Source organism: Streptomyces sp. NPDC101490 (assembly GCF_044767145.1).
In the GTDB taxonomy this organism is placed as follows: Bacteria; Actinomycetota; Actinomycetes; order Streptomycetales; family Streptomycetaceae; genus Streptomyces.
On the sequence record NZ_JBIWNI010000024.1, the window covers coordinates 16,339 to 33,688 of the forward strand.

The 17,350-nt window shown below is 73.3% G+C and carries 16 protein-coding genes and 1 tRNA gene; 7 read left to right on the forward strand and 10 right to left on the reverse strand.

Features of this window, described 5'->3' with window-relative positions:
* The first annotated feature begins 403 nt into the window (after positions 1-403).
* Entirely contained in the window at positions 404-895 is a 492-nt protein-coding gene (locus ACIRQY_RS30095; protein WP_366441026.1) for an SsgA family sporulation/cell division regulator, read from the forward strand.
* Positions 896-1,086: 191 nt separating this feature from the next.
* On the opposite strand, the gene ACIRQY_RS30100 is transcribed toward ACIRQY_RS30095, so the two are convergent.
* A complete protein-coding gene (locus tag ACIRQY_RS30100; RefSeq protein ID WP_403930958.1) occupies positions 1,087-2,481 on the reverse strand; it encodes an FAD-binding oxidoreductase in 1,395 nt (464 codons plus the stop codon).
* A 97-nt stretch (positions 2,482-2,578) separates the two neighbouring features.
* On the opposite strand from ACIRQY_RS30100, the gene ACIRQY_RS30105 reads away from it, so the two are divergent.
* Complete coding sequence (locus tag ACIRQY_RS30105) at positions 2,579-4,267, forward strand: tetratricopeptide repeat protein (protein ID WP_403930960.1); 1,689 nt, start codon at positions 2,579-2,581, stop codon at positions 4,265-4,267.
* Positions 4,268-4,553: 286 nt separating this feature from the next.
* Here the strand turns inward: ACIRQY_RS30105 and hppD are convergent, their stop codons facing one another.
* Positions 4,554-5,699, reverse strand: coding sequence for a 4-hydroxyphenylpyruvate dioxygenase (gene hppD, locus ACIRQY_RS30110; protein WP_403930962.1), 1,146 nt, complete (start codon positions 5,697-5,699; stop codon positions 4,554-4,556).
* Between the two features lie 121 nt (positions 5,700-5,820).
* Between hppD and ACIRQY_RS30115 the strand changes: the two genes are divergently transcribed.
* From ACIRQY_RS30115 to ACIRQY_RS30130, 4 genes are all read left to right on the forward strand, one after another.
* Positions 5,821-6,288, forward strand: coding sequence for an Lrp/AsnC family transcriptional regulator (locus ACIRQY_RS30115; protein WP_351782826.1), 468 nt, complete (start codon positions 5,821-5,823; stop codon positions 6,286-6,288).
* 179 nt (positions 6,289-6,467) lie between these two features.
* A complete protein-coding gene (locus tag ACIRQY_RS30120; protein WP_351782829.1) occupies positions 6,468-7,049 on the forward strand; it encodes a winged helix-turn-helix domain-containing protein in 582 nt (193 codons plus the stop codon).
* Between the two features lie 90 nt (positions 7,050-7,139).
* Positions 7,140-7,343, forward strand: coding sequence for a hypothetical protein (locus ACIRQY_RS30125; RefSeq protein ID WP_403930965.1), 204 nt, complete (start codon positions 7,140-7,142; stop codon positions 7,341-7,343).
* A complete protein-coding gene (locus ACIRQY_RS30130; protein ID WP_403930967.1) occupies positions 7,340-8,812 on the forward strand; it encodes an MFS transporter in 1,473 nt (490 codons plus the stop codon). Before ACIRQY_RS30125 ends, ACIRQY_RS30130 begins: the two co-directional genes overlap by 4 nt.
* Here ACIRQY_RS30130 and ACIRQY_RS30135 read toward each other — a convergent pair.
* From ACIRQY_RS30135 to ACIRQY_RS30160, 6 genes are all read right to left on the reverse strand, one after another.
* The gene (locus ACIRQY_RS30135; RefSeq protein ID WP_403930969.1) at positions 8,745-9,539 is read right to left on the reverse strand and encodes a hypothetical protein; all 795 of its coding nucleotides are present in this window, start codon (positions 9,537-9,539) and stop codon (positions 8,745-8,747) included. The genes ACIRQY_RS30130 and ACIRQY_RS30135 overlap by 68 nt on opposite strands.
* A gap of 361 nt (positions 9,540-9,900) precedes the next feature.
* Positions 9,901-10,542, reverse strand: a complete 642-nt coding sequence (locus tag ACIRQY_RS30140; protein ID WP_351782840.1) for a helix-turn-helix domain-containing protein — start codon at positions 10,540-10,542, stop codon at positions 9,901-9,903.
* 506 nt (positions 10,543-11,048) lie between these two features.
* Positions 11,049-12,845, reverse strand: a complete 1,797-nt coding sequence (locus ACIRQY_RS30145) for a DEAD/DEAH box helicase (RefSeq protein WP_403931053.1) — start codon at positions 12,843-12,845, stop codon at positions 11,049-11,051.
* Positions 12,846-13,200: 355 nt separating this feature from the next.
* A complete protein-coding gene (locus ACIRQY_RS30150) occupies positions 13,201-13,596 on the reverse strand; it encodes a type II toxin-antitoxin system death-on-curing family toxin (RefSeq protein ID WP_403930972.1) in 396 nt (131 codons plus the stop codon).
* A complete protein-coding gene (locus tag ACIRQY_RS30155; protein ID WP_351782846.1) occupies positions 13,593-13,793 on the reverse strand; it encodes a CopG family transcriptional regulator in 201 nt (66 codons plus the stop codon). Before ACIRQY_RS30155 ends, ACIRQY_RS30150 begins: the two co-directional genes overlap by 4 nt.
* Positions 13,794-13,925: 132 nt before the next feature.
* Positions 13,926-15,416 (reverse strand): MFS transporter, encoded by a 1,491-nt coding sequence (locus ACIRQY_RS30160; RefSeq protein WP_403930974.1) that lies wholly within the window; start codon positions 15,414-15,416, stop codon positions 13,926-13,928.
* Positions 15,417-15,596: 180 nt separating this feature from the next.
* Here ACIRQY_RS30160 and ACIRQY_RS30165 point away from each other — a divergent pair.
* A tRNA-Cys gene (locus ACIRQY_RS30165) sits at positions 15,597-15,671 on the forward strand.
* A gap of 232 nt (positions 15,672-15,903) precedes the next feature.
* Here ACIRQY_RS30165 and ACIRQY_RS30170 read toward each other — a convergent pair.
* Complete coding sequence (locus ACIRQY_RS30170; RefSeq protein ID WP_403930976.1) at positions 15,904-16,572, reverse strand: hypothetical protein; 669 nt, start codon at positions 16,570-16,572, stop codon at positions 15,904-15,906.
* Positions 16,573-16,662: 90 nt separating this feature from the next.
* Positions 16,663-17,340 (reverse strand): hypothetical protein, encoded by a 678-nt coding sequence (locus ACIRQY_RS30175; RefSeq protein WP_351782854.1) that lies wholly within the window; start codon positions 17,338-17,340, stop codon positions 16,663-16,665.
* Between the last annotated feature and the right edge of the window lie 10 nt (positions 17,341-17,350).

The window sequence follows — 17,350 nt, forward strand, 5'->3', positions numbered from 1 at the left end:
GTCCGCGCGGCCGCGTGCCGGGCGTGCCGCGCCCAAGGAGGACAGTAACGAAGAACGCCCTCCGGGGAACAAGGAGCCGGAGAGAAAGGCCGCCTTCGGGGGCACCGACCCCGGAATCACTCACTCAGCGTGATGTTCGGGGCGGCACATGGGGAGGGCGGGGGCGGGACCGGGGCCGCATCGGGGCCGCATCGGGGCCGTGCGAAAGGCCGGACCAGGGGTCCGGGAAGCGTCCGGTCGGGACGGGGCCGGGGACCCGGCCGGGTGGCGGGTCCGGGGTCCGGTGACGGGCCGGGAAAACTTCTCGGAAAAAACTTCCCGTAGTCGCGTAATGAAGCGCGTCCACCCCGCTCTCTCCTGGTGAAGGCCCGTACGGGGCCGGTCCACGCGAGGGAGCACGACCATGCAGAACACCCACCACACCACCGTCGAGCGCGAGCTGGAGCTGAAGCTGGTGCTCTCCCCCGAGCGGGCCGTCCCGGTGCCCGCCCGGCTGGCGTACCGCACCGACGACCCGTACGCCGTCCACATCACCTTCCACATCGGCACGGAACACCCGGTCAACTGGACCTTCGCCCGCGAACTGCTCGTCGAGGGCGTCTTCCGGGCCTGCGGGCACGGCGACGTCCGCATCTGGCCGACCAAGGTCGACGGGCGGGGCGTCGTCCTGATGGCGCTCTCCTCCCCCGACGGCGACGCCCTCCTGGAGGCCCCGTCCGCGCAGGTGTCGGCCTGGCTGGAGCGGACCCTGCGCGCGGTGCCGCCGGGCACCGAGTCGGAGCACCTCGGCATCGACGAGGGGCTCGCCGAGCTGCTCTCCGCCACCGTGATCGCCGACGAGCTGTGGCTGCGCGACCCGTGGCCGTCGGACGAGTCGCAGGACGGCGAGCTGTGAGCCCCGTAGGGGGTGCGGGACGGCGAGCGGTCGTTCCCGTACGGGATCCGGGACGGCGAACGGTCGTCCCCGTACGGGATCCGGGACGGCTGGCTGTCATCCCCGTACGGGATGCCGGACGGCGAGCCACCGTCCCCGTACGGGATGCGGGGCGGCGAGCCACCGTCCCCGTACAGGACGCGGGAGTCGCCTCAGAACAGCTTTCCGGGGTTGAGCAGTCCCAGCGGGTCGAAGGTCGCCTTGATGCCCCGCTGGAGTTCCAGGCCGACCGGGCCCAGTTCGCGCGCCAGCCACTCCTTCTTGAGGACGCCGACGCCGTGCTCGCCGGTGATCGTGCCGCCGAGCGCGAGCCCCAGCGCCATGATCTCGTCGAAGGACTCGCGGGCCCGCCGCGACTCGTCCTCGTCGGTGTGGTCGAAGCAGACCACGGGGTGGGTGTTGCCGTCCCCCGCGTGCGCGCAGACACCGATGGTCAGGCCGTACTTCTCCGCGACCGCCGCCGTGCCGGCGAGCATCTCGGCGAGCCGGGTGCGGGGCACGCACACGTCGTCGATCATCGTCGCGGACTTGATCGTCTCCAGGGCCGTGAGGGAGAGCCTGCGGGCCTGGAGGAGGAGTTCGGACTCGGCCGCGTCCGCCGCCGGGACGACCTCGGTGGCGCCCGCCGCCGCGCACAGCTCCCCCACGGCGGCCAGGTCGGCGGCCGGGTCCGGGGTGTCGAAGGCGCACAGGAGCAGCGCCTCCGTGCTGTCGGGCAGCCCCATCCGCGCCATCGCGTTGACCGCCCGGACCGTGGTGCCGTCCATCAGTTCGAGGAGCGACGGGGTGTGACCGCGCTCCATGATCGCGCAGACGGCCTCGCACGCGGCGGCGGCCGAGGGGAACTCGGCGGCGAGCGCCAGCTGGGCGGGCGGCTGCGGCCGGAGCGCCAGCACGGCGCCGACGACGATGCCGAGGCTGCCCTCCGAACCGACGAAGAGCCTGGTCAGGTCATAGCCCGCGACCCCCTTGGCGGTGCGCCGCCCGGTCCTCAGGAGCCGCCCGTCGGCCAGCACCACGTCGAGCCCGAGAACGTACTCGGCGGTCACCCCGTACTTCACGCAGCACAGGCCGCCGGAGGCGGTGCCGATGTTCCCGCCGATGGTGCAGGTCTCCCAGCTGGAGGGGTCCGGCGGGTAGTACAGGCCGTGCTCGGCGACGGCCCGTGAGAGGACCGCGTTGACGACACCCGGCTCGACGACGGCGATCCGGTCGACCGGGCTGATCTCCAGGATGCGGTCCATCCTGACCAGGGAGAGCACGATGCAGCCCTCGGTGGCGTTGGCGCCGCCGGACAGGCCGGTACGGGCCCCCTGGGGGACGACGGGCACCCGGAGTCCGGTCGCGGTGCGCATGACGTGCCGCACCTGCTCGACCGTGCGCGGGAGCACCACGGCTGCCGGGGCTCCGGCGGCGCAGAAGCTCGCCATGTCGCGGGAGTAGGAGGCCATGACGTCCGGGTCGGTGAGCACCGCTCCCTCGGGCAGCCCGGCGCGCAGGCGCTCGTGGAGCCGCGAGCGGAGGTCGTCCTGCTGAAGATCGTCCATGCCTCCAGCGTGGCACCCGGGGCCATCGGTGTGAACCCGCCGGAGCGGGCGCATCGTGTGCTCTTCGTACAGCCGCGGCGGGTTCACAGTGAGCGCCATGAAGACCCCGAACGTGTCGAGGACGGTCCTGGTGGCCGGGGCGGGCGCGGTGCTCGCGGCGACGGCCCTGCTGTACGTCCCCGAACTCCTCGGTCAGGACCCGCCGCCCCCGCCGAGCCCGGCCGAGCGGGCGGCCATCGCGGCCCACGCGGGCGCCCCCGCCTCGCTCCCCGACCTCGCCGCGCTGATCTCCGACCGGGAGAAGTGGCTGCGCGACCACCCCGACGACGACTCCTCCTGGGCCCGGCTCGGCGCGGCGTACACGGAGCGGGGCACCCGGCTGGGGGACGTACGGGACTATCAGCGGGCCGACCGGGCGTTGCGCCGCTCGCTCGCCGAACGGCCCGCCGCGAGCGGCAATCTGGACGCGCAGCTGGGTCTCGGGGCGCTCGCGGGGGCGCGGGGCGACTGGCGGACGGCGAAGGAGTGGGGCGAGCGGGTCCGGAAGGCGGACCCGAAGCGGTGGCCCGTCTACCCGGTCCTGATCGACGCGTACAACGGCCTCGGGGACCACAAGGCCGCCCGGAAGGCCGTGGAGAGCCTGGAGGGGCTGCACTCGGGCGCGATGGTGCGCGGGCTCGCCGCGCAGAACTACCGCGACCGGGGCTGGCGGGAGGACGCCGACGCGGCGGCCCTCGCGGCGGCGGCGCTGGCGCGGACCGACGCCGAGAAGACCCCGGCGCTGGTCCGGCTGGGGGATCTGGCGTGGGAGCGGGGCGAGCCGGAGGAGGCGGTGGAGCGGTACGGGGCGGCGCTGCGGCTCGTACCGGACCACGCCCCCGCGCTGGCGGGCCGGGCGCGGGCGCTGGCGGCGCTGGGGCGCGGGGACGACGCGCTGCGCGACTGGCGGATGGTGCTGGCCCGGCTGCCGCTGCCGGAGTACCTCCTCGACGCGGGCGAACTGCACGAGGCGCTCGGTCTGGACGGGGACGCGCGGGCCCTCTATGAGCGGCTGCGGACGAGCGCTCCGCCGTCGGCCGAGGTGTCGCTGGTGCTGCTCGAAGCGGACCACGGCGATCCGGTGGCGGCGGCGGCGCGGATGCGGGCGGAGTGGGCGCGCGGGCACCGCTCGCTGCGGGCGACGGACGCGATGGCGTGGGCGCTGTTCCGGTCGGGGCAGACCAAGGAGGCCCTGGGGTACGCGAAGCTGGCCACCGAGGAGGGGCTGCGGAGCGCGCTGTTCGCGTACCACCGGGGTGAGATCGAGCGGGCCCTGGGTCTGGAGGGACAGGCCCGCCGCCATCTGGCGGAGGCACTGCGGATCAACCCGGCGTTCTCGCCGCTGCTGGCCCCGAGGGCGGAGGAGGCGCTCACGGAGTTGGGCGAGCCCTCCGACGAACTCCCCCGCGAACTCCGCCCGAGGGAACCGGTGAGGCCGCGCGGTACGGATGCGTCCTCGGGTACGGGGACGGGCCCGTCCGCCGGTACGGGGACGCGTCCGGGGAAGCCCTCGGGCGCCGGGCGGCCGTCGTCCGCGTCGCCGGAGACGGCGGCCCCGGGAAGGGGCTCGGACACGGGGCGCGGCACGGGCTCGGGAGGCGGCTCGGGAGCCGCTTCGGGGAAGCCGACGGAACGGGCGCCGGAGAAGCCCGGGCGGGCGGAGAAGCCCGAGCGGCCGGAGCGGACGGAGAAGCCCGCCGGGAGTCCGTCCGGTAACTCCGGCGAGAGGCCGGGCGGGCGGGGGTAGGGCGGGGCCGAAGGGCGGCTGATCGCACTGCGCGGGGAGGGGGAGGGGGATGGGGATGGGGAGCGGATGCGGGGGCCGGTTCGGCCGACGTACGCGCGCGCGTGGGGCCCGTGCCCCGTACGGACGCGTGGCGGGGCCGTACGGACCCGGGTGGGTCTCGTACGGCCCCGAGGTGGGGTCCCGTGAGGACCCGGGGTGGGGCCCGTAAGGGATGCCGGGGTGGGTCCGGGGGTGTTGCCCCGGGCCCGCCCCCGGACCCGCGTCCGGCGCTCGCGTCCGGTGTGGACTACAGGTTGCCGCGCTTCTCCTGCTCGCGCTCGATCGCCTCGAACAGGGCCTTGAAGTTGCCCTTGCCGAAGCCCATGGAGCCGTGGCGCTCGATCATCTCGAAGAAGACGGTCGGGCGGTCCTGCACCGGCTTGGTGAAGATCTGCAGCAGGTAGCCGTCCTCGTCGCGGTCGACGAGGATCTTCAGCTCGCGCAGGATCTCGACCGGCACCCGGGTCTCCCCGGCCCACTCGCCGAGGGTGTCGTAGTACGAGTCGGGGGTGTCGAGGAAGGCGACGCCCGCGGCCCGCATCGCGCGCACGGAGGCCACGATGTCGTTGGTGGCGAGGGCGATGTGCTGGACGCCCGCACCGCCGTAGAACTCCAGGTACTCGTCGATCTGTGACTTCTTCTTCGCGATCGCGGGCTCGTTGATCGGGAACTTCACCTTGAGGGTGCCGTCCGCGACGACCTTGGACATCAGGGCCGAGTACTCGGTCGCGATGTCGTCGCCCACGAACTCCTTCATGTTCGTGAAGCCCATGACCTTGTTGTAGAAGCCGACCCACTCGTTCATCCGGCCGAGCTCGACATTGCCCACGCAGTGGTCGATGGCCTGGAAGAGGCGCTTGGCCGGGGGCTCGACGATGGGCGCGGCGGCGACGTAGCCCGGGAGGTACGGGCCGTCGTAGCCGGAGCGCTCGACCAGGGTGTGGCGGGTCGTGCCGTAGGTGGCGATGGCGGCGAGGACGACGGTGCCGTGCTCGTCCTTCACCTCGTGCGGCTCGACGAGGCCGGTGGCGCCGTGCTCGACGGCGTAGGCGTACGCGGCGCGCGCGTCCGGCACCTCGATGGCCAGGTCGACGACGCCGTCGCCGTGCTCGGCGACGTGGTCGGCGAGGAAGCGGCCCCGGTCGGTGGAGACCTTGATGACGGAGGTGAACACGAAACGGGCGGAGCCGTTGGTGAGGACGTAGCTGGCGGTCTCCCGGCTGCCGCTCTCCGGTCCGGAGTAGGCGACCAGCTTCATGCCGAAGGCCGTGGAGTAGTAGTGGGCGGCCTGCTTGGCGTTGCCGACGGCGAAGACGACCGCGTCCATTCCCTTCACGGGGAAGGGATCGGCCTGCCGCGCCGTGGAGGGGGTGTGCTCGATGGTCTCAGTCATACGAGCAATGTCCCGCTGCCCGGCAAGGTGCGCAAGAGTTTGCTGTTCCCCTGGTCATCCTGTACAGGGAACGTCGAGTATGGCCGGACGACTTGTACATCCTGACCATGAGGAGACCGCTGTGGCGATCGATCATCTGGACGGCAGGCTGATCGTGCTCCTGGCGCGCGAGCCGCGCATCGGCGTCCTGGAGGCGTCCCGGCGCCTCGGAGTGGCCCGGGGCACGGCGCAGGCGCGGCTCGACCGGCTCCGGGCCAGCGGGGTGATCAGGGGGTTCGGGCCCCAGGTGGACCCGGCGGCGCTGGGCTATCCGGTGACGGCGTTCGCCACCCTGGAGATCAAGCAGGGGCAGGGCGCGGACGTCCGGGAGCACCTGGCGACGGTCCCGGAGGTGCTGGAACTGCACACGACCACGGGCCACGGCGACATGCTCTGCCGTCTGGTCGCCCGCTCCAACGCGGACCTCCAGCGGGTGATCGACAAGGTGGTGGCGTTCGAGGGGATCGTCCGGGCGTCCACGGCGATCGTGATGGAGAACCCGGTGCCGCTGCGGATCATCCCGCTGGTGGAGCAGGCGGCGCGGGAGTAGGGGCGCCGGGGAGCGTGCGGCCCGCACCCCCGGGGCCTGCGGACCGTCCGGGTGCGGGCCGCCCAGTGCGGGCCGCTGGTGCGCGCGCCCGCACGGGCGGGAGACGCGAGGAGAACCTTGCAAAGAAGTCGTTGCAAAATTTCCTTGCAACGACTTCTTTGCAACTCTACGCTGAGACCATGCCCGAGCCCGAGGAATTCGTCAGCCGCTCGCTCGACCCCCGCTCCCTGCGCGGGATCGCCCACCCCCTGCGCATCCAGCTGCTGCGCGCCCTGCGCCACTACGGCCCCGCCACCGCCTCCCAACTCGCCGAGCGGCTCGGCGAGTCCAGCGGCGCCACCAGCTACCACCTGCGCCAGCTCGCCGCCCACGGCTTCGTCGAGGACGACCCGACGCGCGGCAAGGGCCGGGAGCGCTGGTGGAAGGCCGCCCACCAGGGGACCAGCTTCGACGAGGAGCTGTACAAGAACCCTGACCCCGAGGTGCAGGGCGCGCTCGACGTCGTCATGCACGAGGTCGCCACCATCCACACCCAGGAACTCTCGACCTGGTTCGCGACCCGCCACACCTGGGACGAGTCCTGGTCCGGCGCCGCCGACATGAGCGACTTCACCCTGCACCTGCCGCCCGAGCAGCTGCGCGAACTGAGCGCGAAGCTGCACGAGTTGATCGACCAGTACCGCGCCGCCGCCGACACCGACGCGCCCGGCGCCGCGCGCGTACGGATGCATCTGCACGCGTTCCCGCAGCACGAGGAGTGACGGCGGGCGCCCCCAAGGCGGGCGCCCCCGGGCACCCGCACCCACGGGACCCGTACCCACACGCGAACCGAGGAAAGGAACCACGGAGCCATGCACGCCGACATCCACTTCCAGCTGCACACCCTGACCGCCGCCGAGCTGCACCGGGAGGCCGCCGGCGGCCACGGCCGCCCCGGCCCCCTCCCGGCCACCGGCACCGCGCCCGCCCTGCGCGTCCGGCTCGGCTGGACCCTGGTCGAGCTGGGCCTGCGCCTGGCCACCCCCGCCCACCACTCCATACGCCTGGCAGCATGAGCGCCCCGGGGGGACACACGGAGGAACCGCCGGACACGGCGGAGGACGGAGTCCGTAGGGCGAGGGACGGAGCCTGTACGGCGAGGGGCGGAGTCCGTACGGCGAAGGGTGACCGGGCTCCCCTGCTGACCGTCCTCGGCGCCAACGCCGTCTCCATCACGGGTAATTCACTCACCCTCATCGGCGTCCCGTGGTTCGCGCTCGAAACCACGGGGAGCCCCGGCAAGGCCGGGTTCGTCGCCTTCTGCGCTGCCCTGCCCGTCCTGCTCGCCACCCTCGCGGGCGGCCCGGTCATCGACCGGATCGGCCGCCGCCGCGTCAGCATCACCTCCGACCTGGTGTGCGCGCTCGCGCTCGCCGCGATCCCGCTGCTGCACCACACCGGCGTCCTGGAGTTCTGGATGCTGTGCGCCCTGATGGCGGTCAACGGCCTGTTCCACGCGCCCGGCGAGACCGCACGGCACGTCCTCGTGCCCGACCTCGCCGCCCGCGCCGGGACCTCCCTCCCCCGGGTCGCCAGCCTCTACGACGCGGTGTCGCGCGGCGCCCGGATGACCGGCGCGGCCGTCGCCGGGCTCCTCGTCGCCGTCCTCGGCGCCGACACGGTCCTGGTCCTCGACTCGGCCACCTTCGCCCTCTCCGCGCTGCTGGTCGTGGTGGGACTGCGCGGGGTCCCGGCTGCCGAGCCGGTACGGGACGGCCCCCGGCTCTCCCCCGCCCGCTACCGCGCCGACCTGCGCGAGGGGTACGCCTATCTGTTCCGCAACCGGCTGCTGTTCGGCATCATGATCATGGTGATGGTCACCAACGGACTGGGCCAGAGCTGGAGTTCGGTCCTGCTGCCGGTCCACGCCCGGGAGCAGCTCGGCGGCCCGGCGGCGCAGGGTCTGATCGTCGCCGTCTTCGGCGGATGCGCCCTCGCCGGGGCGCTGCTCTACGGGGCGGTCGGCGAACGCCTGCCGCGCCGGGCGGTGTTCACGGCGGGCTTCCTGGTCGGTGGCGCCCCGCCGTACGTGGTGGCGGCGCTCACCGACACCACCGCGCCGCTCCTCGTGACGGTCGCCGCGTCGGGCTTCGGCGTCGGTTTCCTCAATCCGATCCTGACCACGGTGATGTACGAGCAGGTCCCCGACGGGCTGCGCAGCCGGGTCGTCGGCGCGAGCACCGCGGGTGTGCTGCTCACCACCCCGCTGGGCGGTCTGGCGGCGGGCCTGCTGGTCGAGCGGATCGGTCTGACGGCGACGCTGCTCGGAATCGGCGGGCTGTACTTCCTGACCACGCTGGCGCCGCTGGTCTTCCCCGCCTGGCGGGGGATGGACGTACGGCCGGAGTCCCGGCCGGAAGCCCGGCCGGACTCTTCGCTGCCGGAACCGCCGCCTCACGGCGGCGGCGCGGTGCCGGTCAGCAGGTCGGGACCTTCGACTCCTGCCCCTGTTCCAGGGCCCGGAGGGACGCCACCGCGTCGCTGAGCGCGGTGACCGGCACCAGCCGCAGGCCCTCCGGCCGCTCGGCGCGGGCGTCGCCGCACTCGGCCTTCGGCACGAGGAAGACGGTGGCCCCGTCCCGGGCGGCCGCCTGGGTCTTGAGGGAGACCCCGCCGACGGCGCCGACCGTGCCGTCCGGGTCGATGGTGCCCGTACCGGCGACGGTCCGGCCGCCGGTGAGGTCGCCGCCGTCCCCGTCGCCGTCGAGCTTGTCGACGATGCCGAGGGAGAACAGCAGTCCGGCGCTGGGCCCGCCGACATCGGCGAGGCTCAGGGTCACCTTCACCTTCTCGGGGTCCTCCTTCAGGTACCCGAGGGCGGCGAGGGCCGCCGCGTCCTGCGACTGCTTCATCTGCCCGAGGTTCCGCTTCTCGATCTCGGCGTCGGACTTCCCCGGCGGGTAGACGGACGCGCGCGGCAGGACGGCCCGGTCGGTACGGAACCAGGCGTCGGTCACGTCCCCGAGGCGGATGTCCGTGGACGGCCCGGTCGCGAGGATCGTCGTCATCCGCAGCTGGCCCCGGGTCTCCCGGACCGGGGCGCCGGTGATCGTGATGATCTCCTTCCCCTTGTTCTCGCCGAGCACGTCGGCGGTGGTGCCGGGCTGTGCGATCGCGTACGGCAGCGGTGCGAGTCCGACGACGGCGAAGAGCGCGAGGACGGGCACGGCGCAGACCGCGAGGGCAAGGGGACGCGAGAGGCTGGAGAACACGCACCCAATCTACTGGGACCCGGAGGCCACCGGGCCCGGGGCGGGGCTGCCCCCGGGGAGCGGCCCTGCCCCTGGGGACCCTGCCCCTACCCGTAGGGGGCCGGCTTGCCCGTAGGGGGCGGGCTTGCCCGTGGGGGCACCCCCGCCCGTAGGGGCACCTGCCTCCGTAGGGGCTCGCCCCTGCCCCTGAGGGAGACCTCACCCTTACGGGCCCGGCGCCGAGGCGTGGGGCCAGGCCGGGAGGGGCCCCGGCGAGGGCCTCCCGAAGTGGGGGCCTCGCCGGGGTGGGCCTGCTCGGGGGTGGAGCGGGTGGGCGAGCCGTGTCGAGAGACGGGGGGCCACCGGGCCCGGGGGCGTATGTCTAACGCAGGGCGTCGGCGACCTCTCTGGCCGCGTCCACCACGCGGGGGCCGACGCGTTCCGGTACGGCGTCCGCGAGCATCACCACGCCGACGCTTCCCTCGACGCCCGTCACGCCCACCAGCGGGGCGGCGGCGCCGCTCGCGCCCGCCTCCAGTTCGCCGTGGGTCAGGGTGAAGCCCTGTTCGGTCAGACCGCCCTGCCGGGCGGCCAGGATCGCCCGGCCCGCCGCGCCCCGGTCGAGGGGGTGGCGGAAGCCGGCCCGGTAGGCGACGTGGTAGTCGGTCCAGGTCGGTTCGACGACCGCGACGGCGAGCGCCTCCGCCCCGTCGACGAGCGTGAGGTGGGCGGTCGCCCCTATGTCCTCGGCGAGCGAGCGCAGCGCGGGCAGCGCCGCCTCCCGCACCAGCGGGTGGACCTGGCGGCCGAGCCGCAGCACGCCGAGGCCGACGCGGGCACGTCCACCGAGGTCGCGGCGGACGAGGGCGTGCTGTTCGAGGGTGGCGAGCAGACGGTAGACCACGGTCCGGTTGACACCGAGTCGGTTGGACAACTCGGTGACGGTCAGGCCGTGGTCGGTGTCGGCGAGCAGTTTGAGGACTCTGAGTCCCCGGTCGAGCGTCTGGGAGGTCTCCGCGGTCACGACGCCCTCTCCTTCGGAGTGAGTGGCGGCGGATCTCTCACGGTGGCCGCGTCGCCGGTCCCGTCGGCGACGCACGTCAGAGGCCGCCGGCAGGAAGGGGTACACCGGCTGCGCTCCGCGGCGGCGCTGCCACGGGGCGATTGCTTTTGAGCCGGGACAGTAGCGACCCGCTCCGCTGAGCGGAAGACCTCGTCCAGAATCCGGGCGCCGACGACCGGATACGGACGGTTCAGGACCTTCGTCGGTCGTACGCGGGACTTTGGAGGACAAGACCGGCTATGTCGTGCCCCTAGCGTGGAGGATGCCCGGAGGCCGACCGTGGGGGCCGGTCTCCGAGGCGGTCCCGCCGCCGGTTCTCTCCGCGCGGGACGGGCCGAGGCCCGTACGAACGCCGTCGTACGGGCCTCAGCCGTTCCTGCCCGGGTGGTCCCGGTGTCCCGAGTGCTTCCGGTGGTCCCGGAGACTCTCCGGGCGCTCCCCCTACGGGTGCGGGGCGCGGAAGGACGTCACCGCATCCGGGTGGCCCACTCCTGGACCTTCTTGATCCGTTCCCTGAGCTGCCCGGCGGTCGCCTCCGCGCTCGGCGGGCCGCCGCAGACCCGGCGCAGCTCGGTGTGGATCACCCCGTGCGGCTTGCCGGTCTGGTGGACGTACGCGCCGACCATCGTGTTGAGCTGCTTGCGGAGTTCGAGCAGCTCCTTGTGGGAGACCACGGGCCGCCGCTCCGCCGGGAGCTCCAGGAGGTCGGCCTCCTCGTCCGGCTTCCGGCGGCTGTGCGCGATCTGCCGGGCCTGCCGCTTCTGCAGCAGCAGCTGGACCTGGTCGGGTTCGAGCAGGCCCGGGATGCCGAGGTAGTCCTGTTCCTCCGCGCTGCCGGGGTGGGCCTGCATCCCGAACTCGGCGCTGTTGTAGAGGACGCGGTCGAAGACGGCGTCGGACTCCAGCGCCTCGAAGGGCAGCATGTCCTGTTCGCCGGTGTCCTCGTCCTGCTGGCGTTCGGCCTCAGCCATCTCCTTCTCGGACTCGGCGTACGGGTCCTCGTCGTCGCCCGCCTTCTTCGGCTTGTCGAGGACGTGGTCGCGCTCGACCTCCATCTCGCTGGCGAAGCCGAGGAGGCTGGGGATCGTCGGCAGGAACACGGAGGCGGTCTCGCCTCGCCTGCGCGAACGCACGAAACGGCCGACGGCCTGCGCGAAGAACAGCGGGGTCGAGATCGTCGTCGCGTACACGCCCACGGAGAGGCGGGGCACGTCGACGCCCTCGGACACCATGCGGACCGCGACCATCCAGCGGGAGCCGTCCTCACTGAACTCGTCGATCCGGCTCGACGCGCCGGTGTCGTCGGAGAGGACGACGGTCGCCTTCGTCCCGGTGATCTCGCGGAGCAGCTTGGCGTACGAGCGGGCCGAGTCCTGGTCGGAGGCGATGACGAGACCGCCCGCGTCCGGGATCGACTTGCGGACCTCGGTGAGCCGCTGGTCGGCGGCCCGCAGCACGTTCGGCATCCAGTCGCCCTTGGCGTCGAGCGCGGTGCGCCAGGCCTGCGAGACCGCGTCCTTGGTCATCGGCTCCCCGAGCCGGGCGGCGATCTCGTCGCCCGCCTTGGTCCGCCAGCGCATGTTGCCGCTGTAGGAGAGGAAGATGACCGGGCGGACGACGCCGTCGCCGAGGGCGTTGCCGTAGCCGTACGTGTAGTCCGCGGAGGACCTGCGGATGCCGTCGTCCCCCTCCGCGTAGGTGACGAAGGGGATGGGGTTGGTGTCGGAGCGGAACGGGGTGCCGGTGAGGGCGAGCCGCCGGGTGGCGGGCTCGAAGGCCTCCAGACACGCCTCGCCCCAGGACTTGGAGTCTCCGGCGTGGTGGATCTCGTCGAGGATGACGAGGGTCTTGCGCTGCTCGCAGCGGTTGCGGTGGAGCATGGGGCGGACGCCGACACCCGCGTAGGTGAGGGCGACGCCGTCGTACTCCTTGCTGAGCGGTCCGGCGCTGTACTCCGGGTCCAGCTTGATGCCTATCCGCGCGGCGGCGGCGGCCCACTGCTTCTTCAGGTGTTCGGTGGGGGCGATCACGGTGATCTGCTGCACGACGTGGTGGTGCAGCAGCCATGAGGCGAGGGTCAGCGCGAAGGTCGTCTTGCCCGCGCCGGGGGTGGCGACGGCGAGGAAGTCACGGGGCTGCTCCTGGAGGTACTTCTCCATCGCTCGCTGCTGCCAGGCACGCAGCTTGCCGGCGGTACCCCAGGGGGCCCGTCCGGGGAAGGCGGGAGAGAGGTGATGGGAGGTGGTGGTGGTAGTAGTCACGATCTCCGGGTTCGACGCTCGTCCAGATATGACAACCGGGCCACCTTACCGGCGGCCCGACCCGAACCTCGTACGAAACGGGCCGGGCACCGCCCCGCTGCGACCCACCTCACTCCGGGGGAGATCGACTCGCGGGGGCGGGCCGGGTCGGGTATGGCGGGGACGGATCGGGGCGCGGCGCCGGGGCGGGATCGGCTGCGGCCGGGAACGCGGCGGCGGGACGAATCGGCTCGGCGGGCGGGCCGGGTGGGACTCGGTCGGCTCGCCGAGCCGGATTCTGCATCACTGGGCCGAAGCTGGTCACGTCACCGGGCCGGGCGCCGCTCGGATCAGGCCGCCGGGCCGGGCGCCGCTCGGGTCAGGCCGCCGGGCCGGGGCCGGTCAGGTCCCGCAGACCGTCCGCGATGGTCCCCACCTCGTGGGTCTCCCCGGTCGCCACGGCGATGACCAGGCGTTCCGCCGCGTCGATGTCGGGGCGGAGCTGGACGCCGTGCATGGCGAGGAACGTCACGCAGGACAGCCAGGCGGTGCGCTTGTTCCCGTCGAGGAAGGGATGGTTCACCGCGAGGGACTGGAGGAGCGCGGCGGCCTTGTCGAGGAGCTCGGGATACGCCTCCTCGCCGAACATGGCGGCGGCCGGGCGGTGCACCGCCGAGTCGAGCAGCCCGGCGTCGCGGACGACGACGTCCTGGTCGTCCACGGCGTGCTCGGCGACGATCAGGGCGTCCTCGGCGGAGAGGTAGACGGCGCTCACTTGAGCCGCTCCATCAGCTCGTGCCACTTGGCCGCCTGCTCCATGGCGGTCCTGCGCACGATGGCCTCCTGGGCGGTGCGCGCCAGGTAGTCGTCGACGGCGCGCAGGACGAGGGCGTGCATGCTCGTGCCCTCCTGCTCGGCGCGCAGCTTGAGCGCCTCGGTCTGGTCGTCGCGCAGACGCAGGTTCATGGCCATGCCGGAACAGTACCGAGCGGTGGGGCCAAAGTGGTACCAGATTTCCCCGCCGGTTGGCCGGGCCCGGAATGGCCCGGCCAAGGACGTCACAGGCGCCGGTCCCCGGGCCGTCGGTCGCGGGGCCGCGTGCCGTCAGCCGCGGGGCTCCGGGACGTGGAGGCGGGTCGCCACCCAGGCGCCCACCGCCGCCACGCCCGCCATCGGCAGGAACACCACCGTGAAGGCCCCCGGGTGGGAGCCCGTGGACGCCGCGGCCGTGACCGCGTGGCCGACCGCGCCGCCGCCGAGCGCCGCGAAGGCCGCGCCGCCCGCGGCGAGCAGCAGGACGTTGGAGAGGCCGTCGGAGATCTGCAGCGCGGCCGAGTTCGCGCCCACCTCGTCCGGCGCGGACAGCTTCATGAGGAGCACGCTCGTCGAGGCGATCACCGCGCCCATGCCGAGACAGCCCAGCGCCCAGGCGACCGCGAGGACCCAGACGGGCACGGCCGTGATCAGCACGCTCGGCGCCGTGGCGATGGCGAGCGCGACCAGCACCATGCCGAGGACGACGAGCCGCTCCCGGTACGGCTCCGTCCACGGCCGGGCCTGGATCCAGGAGCCGAGGGCCCAGGTGAGGCCGCCCATGGCGAGCGAGAGACCCGCCAGGGTGGGGCTCAGGCCCCGCTGGGTGACCAGCATCAGCGGGACGAACGACTCGGCCGCGATGAAGGCACCGGCGGCGATGCCCCGGAGCAGCACCACCGAGGGCAGGCCACGGGCCGCCCGGTAGGTGCCGTGCGGGAGCAGGCCCCGGACGGCGGGCACCAGGAGCGCGATGCCCGCGACGGCCGGGAGGAGGGAGAGCCAGCGCAGTTCCTGGCCCGCGTACTGGAGGAGTGCGGCACCCGCCGAGATCGCGAACGCCAGCCCGATGCGGCGCCGGTCCCAGGCGGCGACGGGCGCGGCCGGGTCGGCGGGGCCCGAGGCCGTGCGGCGGATCGCGGGGAGCGCGAGGGCCAGCGGGAAGACGACGAGGGCGGGGATGCCGAGGAAGACCCAGCGCCAGCCGAGGTGCTCGGTGACCGTGCCGGAGGCGAGGGGGCCGACGACGGAGGGCACGACCCAGCTGGCGGCGAAGGCTGCCATGATCGCGGGCCGGAGGTGTTCCGCGTAGGCCCGGCCGACGATCACGTACAGCGCGACGATGACGAGCCCGCCGCCGAGGCCCTGCACGGCCCGGCCGAGGATGAACAGCCACATGGCCCCGGCTGTGCCGGAGAGCAGCAGCCCGGCGGCGAAGGCGCTGATGCCCGCGGCGAGGGGCGCGAGCGGCCCGCGCCGGTCGGACCACTGCCCGGCGAGGACCATGGCGAAGAGGCTGGTGGTGAAGTACGCGGAGAAGGCGAAGGCGTAAACGGACACGCCGTTCAGCTCGCGGGCGGCGACGGGCATGGCGGTGCCGACGGCGGTCGCCTCGAAGGCTATGAGCAGGACGACGGAGACGATCCCGATGCTGAGCGCCCGGTGGGCGGAGTCGAGGACGGACCCCCCGGTGTCCTGCGCGGTCGCGCGGGGCGCCGGGTCCGGCGGAAGATCGACGACGGTGCCGGGGTCCGCGGCGTCGCGGGGTTCGAGGGCGCTCATTCCCCCAGAGTAAGAGGTGTCCCTGGTGGTGGCACCTGTCAGGAGTCCCGTTCGCCCTCGGTCGTCGGTCGTACGACCATGAACGGAGTGTGGCAGCGGCATGTCAGTCCCGTGGCACACCCCGGGCCCCTCTTGAGCCCCTCCCGTCCCCGCCCTACGGTCGTACCCAGAACACCGCACGACCGTGTGCCCGAGTGGTTGAGGGGCTCGCCTGCAAAGCGAGTTACGTCGGTTCGATTCCGATCACGGTCTCCACGAGGTCCCGTCCCGGGATCTTCACACCCGCGTCGGCCTGTCTCCCACGGCCCGGCCATGAACGCCCGAACCGGACGCGGACCCGGCGCCCTCCTGGGCATGGGAGCCGCCGGTGGCCTGTTGCCCGGCATCACTCCGGGCGCGGGGGGGGCTCGATGAGACTCAAGGCGGCCTTGACTTCGCCCGCGCAGGCGGCGGTCGAGGACCGAACCAAGCGGGCGAGGGGCCGCCCCTACCGCTCCCCGCGCCACTTCTTCGCCTCGAACACGGGCTTCTCGGGCAGACCCGCGTCGTTCTCGCAGCCCAGCTTCCTCACGACCGCCAGCGTCACCGAATGCAGAACGGTGAGGTACGCCTCGCGGGTGGCGGGGGTGTTCTCGGGGTACGCGCCCTTGCCCCGGCCGTCGGACCTGATCATCGCGTGCAGCGGGGCGGGCGCCTTGTCGGAGCCCTTCAGACGCGGACTGGAGCACCCCACGAAAAGATGCGCGTCCTTGTTGTCCGCGCTCGCCTCGCGGCCCATCGCGTACAGATGGCGTCCCTGAGCCTGCCACTTGGTGCCGTCGTCGTACAGGTCGCCAGGACCGTACAGGACCGCGTCGATCTTCACCCCGCTCCGCAGGTCGCCGTCGGCGGTCACCTCGCACAGATCGGGAAGGCCCGGCCCCCCGCCCGGCGTGGCCTGGTCCTGGATCAGCGCCTCGGTGATCCGGCCGAGACCGACGCCTCCCGACCTGAACGCCTCGGTGCCCAGCAGCGATCCGAGTGCCTTCACCGCCTCGGGCGACAGGGTGCTGTCGCATTTCTGGGCGACCTGCCGGTCCTCCTCGCCGCCCCCGCACGCGGTGAGGAGCAGCCCGAGGGCCAGCACGGTCGAGACGGACGCGGACATTCTTCTCATCGGAATTCCTCGTGAAGGGGTGACGGGGGTCAGCCGATCTCGGGGTGTTGTCGGTCCGCGGACGGAGACGCCCGGCCGGAGGCCGTCAGGTCAGCGGGGCAGGAGCGAGGCCGGGACGGTGAGGGGGTTCTCGCAGCCGAGGCGCTCATGGGTCTCGCGCACGAGGGAGGCCAGCAGGGTCCCGGTGAGGGTCTCCCGGTCCGCGCCGAGACCGGCGGTCTCGACCCTGACCTCCAGGGGCAGCGCCCGGTCCTGGCCGGTGGCGGTGCCGGGGACCCGGCAGGGAAGCACGGCGGCGAGTGCGGGCAGCCGCGACACCCACTGGACGTAGACGTCGTCGGCGGCCTTGCGCCAGGCACGCTTCGTGTCGTCCACGGTCACGTGGTCCATGGTGATCAGGGACCACTGGACCCGTGCCTCGACCCGCTTGACGCTCTCGCCCGAGGTGGACATCCGGCACGGCTCGTGCCGCCCGCGCGTCATGTCCTCCTCTCCGGGCACATAGGCCCGCGCCTCCTTGAGCATCGACTGCCGCACGGTGTCCCAGGACGTACCCTCGGCCTCCAGGCCGGACGTGCCGAGCGTGGCTCGGGCCGTGGTCACGCCCTCAGCCCCGAAGGCCTGCTCACAGACCTTCAACGCCGCCACGGTCGAGGGCCCGGGCTTGCCCGATCCCGCGTCCCCGGCTGAGCAGGCCGTCAGCGCCAGTGCCGCGGCGACGGCCACCAGCCCCGCGACCGCGCTCTGCGGCCCGCGCGCGCTCTGCACCTTCCGCATC